We start from the raw sequence: 8,058 nt of genomic DNA, 5'->3' as shown, positions 1-8,058 counted from the left end.
GATGCTACCCGCGCGCAGAGCGGCAAGAGCGCGCGATGCTACCCGCGCGCAGAGCGGCAAGAGCGCGCGATGCTACCCGCGCGCAGAGCGGCATGAGCGTGCGACCCGGGGGCAAGACGGGGTCGTGCGCGTGATCCGTTGGGTGGCTGCTGAGTTTCTTGTCGGCGTTGGGAGCTTCCTTATCGGGGTACCTCTGGCTCGGTTACTCCTTGCCGGCACATGGCGGGAGGCGTTGGGTGACGCTCTGTGGTTCGCCCTACTCGGGCTACTGGGTGCCGCTGTTGCCGCTTGGGTGAAGTCGCTCGTTGATGCGACGAAGCGCTGACAGTGAGCTTGGAACAAGGCGATCTCCTCACTCGACGCGCTCTAGCGAGTGAACCCCGCGACGCCACAGCGGCATGTCCGTGTGTTTGGGCGATGGCCGGCACGTCTTACGGCCGCGATGCGACGGCGCGGAGACGGGCGTCTCGCGGGACGCGGAGCTTCTCGTCTGCTCTGCGGCAGTATGAGGGTCGTGGAGGAAGCGCGGCGTCGACTAGCGCCCTACCTGTTGACCGATGAGTCGTTGCTATGGTCGGGCCGCCCGGACCCCCACAAGCACTTCACCGCGAGCGACATCTTTCTCGTGCCCTTCAGTCTGCTGTGGGGCGGCTTCGCCATCTTCTGGATGACAGCGGCCCTCGTGAACGGCGCTCCGGTGCCCTTCGCGCTGTTCGGCGTGCCCTTCGTCGCGCTCGGCCTGTACATGATCTTCGGCCGCTTCTTCTATAAGGCGAAGCGGAAGCGGGAGACCGTCTACGGGCTCACCGATCGTCGCGCGCTCGTCGCGTTGGGCACCGGGTCGTTGTCGGAGGCGCCGCTTCAGCGCACTCCTGTCGACCAGCGCCTGTCTCGCGACGGACTCCACCTGACGGTCACCTTCGGCCGCTCCGCGCGCGGGTGGATGACCGGCCCGAACTACGCCAACACCGGCATGGAGCTCTTCGACCGCGGCAACGGCCCGCTCGGGTTCTACGACGTCGCTGATGTCCACGGGTTGCAAGACGCGCTGCGCCGCGTACCGCGCTGACGCGTCCTTGCGCTCGAGTCCTGAGGCATCGGGTCCGGCTGCGAGGCGTGCGCCGAGCCCGGGTGGCTGGTAGTGCGGGCTCGGGGCTTCCCGAGCTCGCGCCTGCGTGTTCGGCGGCAGTGGCGGCAACCCGGACCTCGCTCAACCCGCCGGTGCGGCGGGCGGCGCCTCAGGTCGCAAAGGCACCCACGCATCACCACGGTGCGCGAGCCACCACTGACCGATCCGGTGGTAGTCGCGCTCGTACTCGTCGTCACCGAAGCCGAACCACGCCGTCGGTGCCCTCAGCCGGAGCGACTTGTCCAGGGTGAGCAGGACGACCACATCAGTCATCAACCAGCGCTGGCGCAGCACGGCCTGCACCTGCGACCAGGGCACCAGTGTGGTGCGCACTCCCTTGACCACGGCTGCCTGGGGTGTAAGGACGACACCGCGGCTGCGGAGGTAGAGGGCAGCGACCACGTTCAGCGCCGCGACGGTCACCAAGCAGAGAACGCCGACGGGAGACCCGTACGCGGAGATCGCCTGCTGTAGCGCGAGCAGCAGCATGAATCCCGCAGAGATGAACTGAGTAGCAACGTCGCGCCATGACACTCGGATGCGCTGCCTGCGGTTCGCGGCCATGCTTCACCTTCTCACTTAGCCCGGACGGACCCTACGTTCGGCGGGCCCAACGGCGTAGCCGCTCAGGCTCGAGGTGGCGTTCTCCTCGAGCAGCCACCCGGAGACTCGATCGGATCCGATGCAAAGCTTTGGTGACCAAATGCGCTCGCAGCGGCATGTCCGGACACTTCGTGGGACCCATCGCGGCCGGTGCACAGTTTCCCTGCTGACGCGTTCGCCCTCACCCTCAGGAGTGGCGCGGGGCGCGCTGAGCGCTCCAGATCGCGTGGTCGACTTCCCACGGCGTCGTCGGATGCCCCAGCTCGGTCAGCCGATCAGCGATCGCCCTGACCAACATGGCGGCTTCAAGCGGCTCAACATGTTGGCCATGGCGGGCGAACCAGCGAAGGACCATCCGGTCCGGTTTCACGCCGTCGTCGTCGCCCGCGAGCATCCACAGGTAGTTGCGGCGCACGCCGTGCTGTCCTTCGCCGGGGAGCCGGCGCAGGGTGTCGTTCACGTGCTCGAAGCGTCGGGCGTCCCGCATCAGTGGCGCGACGTCGGCCAGCGTGCCGACGCCGTGTTCGAGAAGCACCTCGGCGTATCGACGTGCGACGTCGGCCTTGAGCGCCCCGCCTCGGGTTGAGGTCCTCTGACGGTTGGTGACGCTCGTCAGCGGGTTGTGTGGCCCGAAGCGCGCAAGAAAAGCTCGTAGCGGTGCGGGGTCACGCGGCAGGGGCGTTCCGGTGTCGACCAGCGGCTCGCCGTCGCCGTGCTCGTGGGCGACGCGACGCACGAGGGGCACGACCACGGTGTCGTAGCGGGCGCCGATACTCCACACGGCGTCGACCAGGCAGTACGTGAGGCTGCGCCACCGCTGCGCCCGGGGTTGCGGGTTGAGTGCCTGGACGGCGTTGACCAGATGCTCGAGCTCTGCTTGGTCCGTGCTCGACAGGTCCGGCAGTTGCCGAGCCTGAGGCTCGGCATGCCCAGTGAGGGAGAACTCACCGACTTCCTGGTTCACCAGCCTGACGGTAGCGGCCGACGAGGAGTTTCAACGAAGGCGCGCTGCTCGCGGCAGGAGAGGGGGTTCCTCGACAGTGGATTGGTCCTCACGACGAACTTGGCTTCGCTGAGCGTTCTCCGGGGTCCGTTCAGCGCTGCTGGGGGCGGGTGAGCTCCCGCTCGAGGCGGGTGGCGAGTTGTGACCAGGTTGAGCCGGTCGAGAAGCGAATCGCCTCGTCGGTGCTGCCGCGGAGGGTTCGGTCTCCAGCGCGAGAGAAGCCGGTGTCCTGCCAGTCCGGGTCCCTCCTGCGGGCAAGGTAGGTAAGGCAGGAGTCCGGGCGCACCTCGTCGCCTAGAAGGGTCGTGACTGTCTGCGTCCTCGTCGGGAGGGTCGAGATCGTCCCGTCGTCGGGCAGGGCGGAGCCTGTCCAGTCCAGGCGCGCCAGGATCGGGATCGCGCCGTCTCGAGAGTCGTCGATGCGGGCCACGTAGAGCAGGGCGACCCGCCCGTTGCTGGCGGTGAAGGAAAGCACGTCGCCTGGCGCGAGATCCGTCTCGTAGCGCCAGGAGCGTCGGACCGTCCGGCGTGGCGGCGGCGGCCCGGTCAGCTGTCGGCGCAGCTTTGTGAGCGCGGAGACGCGTGCGGCGAGTTCTTTGCTCCCTGCCTCCCGCCACTCTTGGAGCCCGATGCCTTGGTCAATGACCTCAAGGGCGCGGACCTTGACGTGCTCGTCGAGACGTCCGAGTTGAGATTGCGTAGCGGCGAGGGCGAGCCAGAGGACGTGCGCCTCGTCGGCGTCGAGCGACTTGTACCGGGCGACGACGCGCTGTGTGGCCTCGTCGTCCGGGACCTGGTCCTCGAGCAGAGCTTTGTAATCGTCCCTGACGTCGGTCGCGACGTCGTCGGAGAAGATCGCTGGCCCCCAGGCACCCATAGGCGGAGTATGGATGAGGCAGCGGACACATCCTCGGGCGCACCACTCGAGCACCGCTGACTGCAGGCACGCTGCACGCCGACCACCCAGCAGTAGTTGTCATCAACCCAGGAGCTGGCGCGTAATCGGGGCACGATCCGCGGCATGACCGGACGACGCGCAAGCGCCCGCCACCTGCACGCGTGCCTGGCTTCAAGCAGAATCAAGTGCGGCCGGTCCTAGTGCGCTCGGTCAGTCGTGTGGCGGAGGCAGTCTTGGCTGATGGCCGTGCGGGTGCTGACGCTTGCTCGGGCGCCGCGACCGCTTGTCCTTCTTGGACGCGGCGATCTCCGGCGGCGGCTCTGGGAGGTGCCTGCGCATGTCCTCGGCGAGTTGTCCCCATGCCATGCGGTCGAGCCAGACCCCGGCGAGCGCCTCGACCCAGAGAGGGTCGCGGCCGGTGCGTTCGAGGATCGCGCCCGCGTAAGCGGCCGGCTGTGCATGCAGCAGGCGCTCGAGAGGGCCGGCAGCCACGGAGCTGCGGAACTCGGCGTCTCCGTCAGGGTCGTGCAGCATCGCGTCGACGACCTCGACCGGCAGCGTGCCGGCGCTGGACTCTTCGTACACCAAGTCCTCGGCCCAAAGATCGGGCCCGTCGAAGGCGGCGAGCCGTTGCTCACGGCTGCCCCTTAACAGCGCGTCGTGCCGCCGGTAGGCGCGGGCCACCTCAACGATGCGTTCGCTTCCCCAGCTCATCCGGCCAGTCTCGGTCATCGCCGGGGCTCTCGGCGCGCACGGAGCGCGAGTCGACGGGACCCAGGCGGAAGAGCGATGACGGCGGCATGAGCGGTCGTTCGTGGCAGGTCGGTCCGTCACGCGGGGCGTAGGGAGCGGGCGATGGTGAGGAACTCCTGCTCGTTGAAGGGGCGCATGCCGGAGCAGAACGAGAACGACTGGACCTCGACGTTCTGCTGTGCGGTCGGGTCGTGCCAGAAGAGTGACCAGTTGCCAAGGGAGTCCTTGCGCAGCTGCGCGGGCTGCTGGGCGATGGTGACGGTGCCGGCCGGGCTCCAGCTCGGCGGGATGGAGGTTGGACCGCTTCCGCCTTGGCGGACGAGGACGGTGGGGTGCCGCTGGGGGTTACACGTGGCTTGCGGCTGCACGGTGGGTGCGCTGGCGGCCGGCTCGGGTGTCACGAGGTTCGGCCCCCTCGTGTCGCTCCAGCTGCGGGTCCAGCCTGCGGTGCCCAAGTACTCGTGGTCCCTCTCCCGGACGTACCCGCGGGGGAGACCGGTTGGGGTGAGTAGCCGGCTGCCGTCGAACACGCGATGCCGAACCTGAACCGCTCCCCCGGTGCTGCTCCGTCCGTTGGGGTCGATCACAGCCCGCGTGCCCAGTGGGAGGGACAGTCGGACCTCGACTTGGGCGTCGACGCCTACCAAGTCGCAGAGCCCGACGGCCCGGCGCCCGTCGGGCTGCACGACAGTGCGTGGTGCGGGCACCTCCGCGCGCAGATCGATGATCACGGCCTTGGCGCGCTCATGCACGCGCGTGTCAACGGCGCCCTCGCAGCTGCCGTCGCCGCCCATGTAGGTGACCACGAGGAGGGCTGGATCGCGGTCAGTGCGCACCGCGGTCCAGGCCATCGGTCTGGTGCTCGCGCCAGGGCGGTGGGGCACCGTTACGTTCGGCGCAGGCGGTGGGATGTACCCCGCGGAGGTGTGCTGCTGTCCGCCGCGCAGGAGGGCGGCGCCGGAGGCGGCGACCACCACCGCGAGGACCGCCGCGACGGCCGCCATAACTGTCGGCCAGGTGCGGTCCGGCGTCGACTGGTCCGAGCTGGCTATCGCGTGCAGTTCAGCGCGCAGCCTCAGGCGGGTCTGTTCGGGAAGGGGCCGCTCGTCTAGATCACTCATGGCGGGAGTCCTTGGGTGCTGCGTCGGGTGAGGCGTTGCGGAGGCGTCCCCTCGCTCGGGACAGCCGTGAGGTGAACGTGCCGGCAGGCACGCCGAGGGCGCGAGCCGCCGCAGCCTGGTCGCCGTGATCGGCGAGGGCGTGAACTGCGGCCAGCTGCTCAGCAGGGAGAGCGCGGAGGGCGGGAGCCAGAGCGGCGGCGACGCGGGACGCGTCGAGCCTTTCGTCCGCGCCACTGGTGGGGTCGACGTCCGGCTCAGCCGGCAGCCGTGCAACGGCTGCTTCGTAGCGGCGACGTGAGCGTTCGGCGTTACTCGCGACGTGAGCGGCGATCTTCAGCAGCCAAGGCAGCAGTGTCTCGTCACCGCCAGCCAGCCGGTCATGCCGTCGCTGCCACGCGACCAGGAACACTGCGCCTGTCAGCTCCTCGGCGGCGTCCCACGACCCGGTGCGCCGGTACAGGGCGTTGTAGACACCGCGCGAGTGCCGATCGAACACCACGGCGAACGCGCCGGCGGATCCACCTCGTACCGCCGACCACACGGCCGCGTCGTCAGCGCCGTCGCGCAGGCAGTCCGAGGTCACACCTCACTATGTCCGCTCGCGTTCAAACTCCTGCACGTCCCGTCACCCTGCCTTGACGACGTCTGCCCGGACAAGCGCTCCGCGGCTACTTGTTCTATGGACGTACGGCTTCGGTCTGGCCAGGCTGGGGTCGAGGTGCCCGGCGGGTCGCTCGTTTTGCGGCTGCCCACCCGTGGTCGGTGTGGCTCTTTTTCATGGAGTGCTGGTCCGTCGGGTGCCGGCGGGGCGTGGCTGAAGAGGGGTCTGCTCGGCTCGAAGTAGCGGTGCCCGTCCCCGCAGTCCGCTGGTGGAGCTCTCGGTGAGGAGGCCGGGATGGGCAGCGTGGGCAGGGTGGTGATCGGTACCGACCCGCACAAGGCGTCGGCCACGATCGAGGTGGTCGACGAGCGTGAGGTCGTGCATGCGCGGGGCCGGTTCGGCATGGACCGGCAGGGCTATGCACTGTTGCTGGCCTACGTGCGGCAGTGGCCGTGCCGGGTGTGGGCGGTGGAGGGCGCGAACGGCACGGGCCGCCCGCTGGCGCAGCGGCTGCTCGCTGATGGCGAGCGCGTCCTCGACGTGCCGGCCAAGCTGTCGGCCCGGGTGCGGGTGCTGAACACGGGGCAGGGGCGCAAGACCGACGCCACGGACGCGCATTCGGTGGCGGTCGCCGCCGTGCGCGGCAAGGCCCTGCGTGAGGTGTCGGTGGGTGAGGAGATCGTGGTGCTGCGGCTGTTGTGCGACCGGCGCGATGAGCTGTCCCGGGCGCGGGCACAGGCGTTGAACCGGCTGCACCGACTGCTGCTCGAGATCGTTCCCGGCGGCGCGCCGCGGCACCTCTCCCCGCTGCAGGCACGCCACCTGCTGGCCACGGTGCGCCCGCGTGACCCGGCTGGCCGGGTGCGCAAGGAGCTGGCCGGCGAGCTGGTGGGCGAGGTGGAGGACCTCGACGCCCGGCTCAAGACCCTCACCAGGCGGCTGCGTGACGCGGTGCAGGCGCAGGGGTCCGGGCTGCTGAACGTGTTCGGGATCGGCCCGGCCGGCGCGGCCCGGATCCTCGCCGATGTGCAGGACGTCGCCCGGTTCCGGGACCGCAACCGGTTCGCGTCCTGGACCGGGACCGCGCCGATCGACGCCTCGAGCGGAGAGCAGACCCGGCACCGGTTGTCCCGGGCGGGTAACCGGCGGCTGAACCACGTGCTCTACATCGCCGCGATCGTGCAGATCCGACACGACACCGTCGGGCGGACCTACTACCGGCGCAAGATCGCCGAAGGCAAGACCAAGCTGGAGGCGCTGCGATGCCTGCGCAGGCGGCTCTCCGACGTGGTCTACCGCCAGCTCGTCGCCGACGCCGCCGCCCGCTCGCTCGCAGCCCTCGCCCGAGTCGACATCGACGAGGTCGGTGAGACGGGTTCGGGAGGGCACTTCGGGGCGTCTACGGACTCCAGCGCGGCCGACTTGTTCCCGGGCGTCGGCACTTCGGACCAGCCACATCCCGAACCCGCTCCTGCGACGCTACCCCCGCCGAGCCCGGCCGGGAAGGGCGCGGCGGCCGCCCCTGCGCCTGCTCGGCGGCGCGCCCGAGGCGTCAACGTGGAGCGCCCCACCGGACGAACGACGTTGACGCCGACCAACGCCGCCGCATCCTCATCAGGGGCCGCGCCACGCCCTTGACACAGAGGGGAGCCATGAGCGTGCGAAGCGATGGGCAGTGGACGACTCATGGTCATCAGGCTGACGTCGCTATGGAAGCATCGCTCGGATCGACGGCAGAAGCCGGCACTGCTGGCAGTCATCCTTCCCGAGCCGCTCGCCTCGGAGGTGCTCGAGCTGCTCAGGATCGGCAAGCGCGTTGAGGCGGTCAAGTTGACGCGCGCTCGAACTGGCCTGGGGCTGCTCCCCGCAGTGAAGGCTGTCGACGCCCTAGCCTGCGACTGAGCTCAGGCGTGCTAGCTGCCGGTCTCAGGCGCTGACGGTCGTCAGCGT

Annotated in this window: 9 protein-coding genes; 3 read left to right on the top strand and 6 right to left on the bottom strand. The window is 69.6% G+C overall.

Translation table 11 applies throughout. From position 1 onward, the window contains the following. Nucleotides 1-514: 514 nt before the first annotated feature. The gene (locus CLV35_RS13050) at nucleotides 515-1,069 is read left to right on the top strand and encodes a hypothetical protein (protein WP_147431961.1); all 555 of its coding nucleotides are present in this window, start codon (nucleotides 515-517) and stop codon (nucleotides 1,067-1,069) included. Between the two features lie 141 nt (nucleotides 1,070-1,210). Here CLV35_RS13050 and CLV35_RS13045 read toward each other — a convergent pair whose 3' ends face one another. The 6 genes from CLV35_RS13045 to CLV35_RS13020 form a co-directional block, all read right to left on the bottom strand. Beyond that, complete coding sequence (locus CLV35_RS13045) at nucleotides 1,211-1,693, bottom strand: hypothetical protein (protein WP_121193892.1); 483 nt, start codon at nucleotides 1,691-1,693, stop codon at nucleotides 1,211-1,213. A 226-nt stretch (nucleotides 1,694-1,919) separates the two neighbouring features. After that, the gene (locus CLV35_RS13040; RefSeq protein ID WP_231121777.1) at nucleotides 1,920-2,696 is read right to left on the bottom strand and encodes a hypothetical protein; all 777 of its coding nucleotides are present in this window, start codon (nucleotides 2,694-2,696) and stop codon (nucleotides 1,920-1,922) included. A gap of 130 nt (nucleotides 2,697-2,826) precedes the next feature. Beyond that, a complete protein-coding gene (locus CLV35_RS13035) occupies nucleotides 2,827-3,612 on the bottom strand; it encodes a hypothetical protein (protein ID WP_121193891.1) in 786 nt (261 codons plus the stop codon). 231 nt (nucleotides 3,613-3,843) lie between these two features. Beyond that, nucleotides 3,844-4,365 carry a hypothetical protein gene (locus CLV35_RS13030; protein ID WP_121193890.1) on the bottom strand — a complete coding sequence of 174 codons (522 nt, stop codon included), beginning with the start codon at nucleotides 4,363-4,365 and terminating at the stop codon, nucleotides 3,844-3,846. Nucleotides 4,366-4,463: 98 nt separating this feature from the next. After that, nucleotides 4,464-5,507 (bottom strand): hypothetical protein, encoded by a 1,044-nt coding sequence (locus CLV35_RS13025; protein WP_121193889.1) that lies wholly within the window; start codon nucleotides 5,505-5,507, stop codon nucleotides 4,464-4,466. Beyond that, the gene (locus CLV35_RS13020; protein ID WP_121193888.1) at nucleotides 5,500-6,090 is read right to left on the bottom strand and encodes an RNA polymerase sigma factor; all 591 of its coding nucleotides are present in this window, start codon (nucleotides 6,088-6,090) and stop codon (nucleotides 5,500-5,502) included. The genes CLV35_RS13025 and CLV35_RS13020 overlap by 8 nt, the downstream gene beginning before the upstream one ends. Before the next feature lie 312 nt (nucleotides 6,091-6,402). Between CLV35_RS13020 and CLV35_RS13015 the strand changes: the two genes are divergently transcribed. Continuing rightward, the gene (locus tag CLV35_RS13015) at nucleotides 6,403-7,746 is read left to right on the top strand and encodes an IS110 family RNA-guided transposase (RefSeq protein WP_183061957.1); all 1,344 of its coding nucleotides are present in this window, start codon (nucleotides 6,403-6,405) and stop codon (nucleotides 7,744-7,746) included. A 48-nt stretch (nucleotides 7,747-7,794) separates the two neighbouring features. Further along, nucleotides 7,795-8,010, top strand: a complete 216-nt coding sequence (locus CLV35_RS13010; RefSeq protein ID WP_121193887.1) for a hypothetical protein — start codon at nucleotides 7,795-7,797, stop codon at nucleotides 8,008-8,010. Nucleotides 8,011-8,058: the final 48 nt, after the last annotated feature.

This window comes from Motilibacter peucedani, from assembly GCF_003634695.1.
Lineage (GTDB): Bacteria > Actinomycetota > Actinomycetes > Motilibacterales > Motilibacteraceae > Motilibacter > Motilibacter peucedani.
The sequence above is the reverse complement of the archived record's forward strand: the minus strand, read 5'-3'. Positions and strand labels throughout refer to the sequence as shown.

What these genes read in the sequence shown, in the direction of transcription:
- CLV35_RS13045 (WP_121193892.1), bottom strand. Translation starts at nt 1,693, where the DNA reads ATGGCCGCGAACCGCAGGCAGCGCATCCGAGTGTCATGGCGCGACGTT.
- CLV35_RS13035 (WP_121193891.1), bottom strand. Translation starts at nt 3,612, where the DNA reads ATGGGTGCCTGGGGGCCAGCGATCTTCTCCGACGACGTCGCGACCGAC.
- CLV35_RS13030 (WP_121193890.1), bottom strand. Translation starts at nt 4,365, where the DNA reads ATGACCGAGACTGGCCGGATGAGCTGGGGAAGCGAACGCATCGTTGAG.
- CLV35_RS13025 (WP_121193889.1), bottom strand. Translation starts at nt 5,507, where the DNA reads ATGAGTGATCTAGACGAGCGGCCCCTTCCCGAACAGACCCGCCTGAGG.
- CLV35_RS13015 (WP_183061957.1), top strand. Translation starts at nt 6,403, where the DNA reads ATGGGCAGCGTGGGCAGGGTGGTGATCGGTACCGACCCGCACAAGGCG.
- CLV35_RS13010 (WP_121193887.1), top strand. Translation starts at nt 7,795, where the DNA reads ATGGTCATCAGGCTGACGTCGCTATGGAAGCATCGCTCGGATCGACGG.